The sequence below is a fragment of the Pedobacter sp. 01T416_2 genome (genome assembly GCF_056398925.1).
Map to the genome: position 1 here is coordinate 1 of NZ_JBFTQI010001087.1, position 1,430 is coordinate 1,430.

General features: G+C 40.3%; 2 protein-coding genes. One reads left to right on the plus strand and one right to left on the minus strand.

What is annotated here, in order from left to right; translation table 11 throughout:
* A partial coding sequence (locus tag AC1DPQ_RS27605; RefSeq protein WP_477611544.1) for a rhomboid family intramembrane serine protease occupies positions 1-505 on the plus strand: 505 nt, incomplete at its 5' end.
* A gap of 91 nt (positions 506-596) precedes the next feature.
* On the opposite strand, the gene AC1DPQ_RS27610 is transcribed toward AC1DPQ_RS27605, so the two are convergent.
* Positions 597-1,430, minus strand: an 834-nt coding sequence (locus AC1DPQ_RS27610; RefSeq protein ID WP_477611545.1) for a hypothetical protein, incomplete at its 5' end; no start/stop codon positions are given.

Sequence of the window (1,430 nt, forward strand, 5' to 3'; positions counted from 1 at the left end):
ATCGTATAGTGTATCCAAAGGACAGAATGTATATACCTTGATTACCAGCGGGCTTGTGCATGCAGATTGGATGCACCTGTTTTTTAATATGTTTACCTTCTATGCTTTTGCCTTTACACTGGAAAGATTAATGGGGAGCTGGCAGTTTGGATTACTGTATTTTCTGGGGTTGGTGCTAAGTGATCTACCCACCGTTATTAAACATAAAGATCATTTTAACTACAATAGCCTTGGTGCATCCGGAGCCATTAGTGCGGTGCTTTTTAGCTATATTTTGTTTAATCCAATGTCTAAAATTTACATCATGTTTATTCCTATCGGCATTCCTGCTGTAGTTTTTGGGATTTTGTATTTAATTTATTGTGCTTATGCTTCCCGCAATTCGAGAGACCACATCAATCATGATGCACACTTTTTTGGTGCCTTAACCGGATTGATTTTTACCATCATTTTTGTCCCGGGTATTTTGCAGAACTTTATTACGATGTTAACAGGAGGGAGATAATTTTCGCACGCGACCGTCATGCTGAATTTATTTCAGCATCTTTCATGCAAGATAGACCCTGAAATGAATTCAGGGTGACGACCTGAATTTATTACCCCGCCGTAGGCAAATAGGGTTTCTCAAAGAAACTCTTCGGCTCATCAGGGTTTTTAATAATCTCGAATACCACATAACCCCAGGGTTTCCAGAAATTTTCCAATACCTGCGCATATACTTTATGTTGCCAAACATCAAAAAGCGGTTTGGTCATGTTGCCGCGTAAAGGCATGGCTTCGATATAAGTGGTGCCTTCTACTGGCATAAAAGTATACTCAGGCAAGCGGTTAAACAGGTAGGCAGAGTAATAAAAACGCGCACTCAGCTCTTCAAACTGTTCGGCGGTTAAAGCTTTTCCTTTTATTTCGTTGATGATATCCTGATGATAGCGTTTATTGGTACCATTATCCTGTAAACAGGCGATGATCCCAAAATCTTTCATTTTTAACGAGAAGGTTAAAGTGTTTATCTCATCACGGAAACTGAACGGTGTTTCTCCGTTTTCTAATTTCACTACCGTGATAGACCATGGTGAAAAATCTTCAAACTCGAGACTGGTATACAGGTTCTGCATCATGAAATTCAGATTGGCAAATTTCATCATTAACGATTGCGACATATTTAAACCATCAGCAGTCATTTCCTTGCGTAAGGCCGAATGCATTTCGATGTATACAAAGCCATATAAAAATTTGCCGATCCAGTTAAAAAGATCCAGTTCGGGCAATGCGGAAACGGCATCGTACCCTGTTGCAAATGCTGCTTCGATCTTGTGCTCAAGCGGGGTTAAAAATTGCTCGTTTACTTCGCTGTTCACCGGGATAACCAAGGTGTTGTACGAACGGATACTCTCATCCAAAAACTGGATCTGCTCTTCGCCACTTAAACC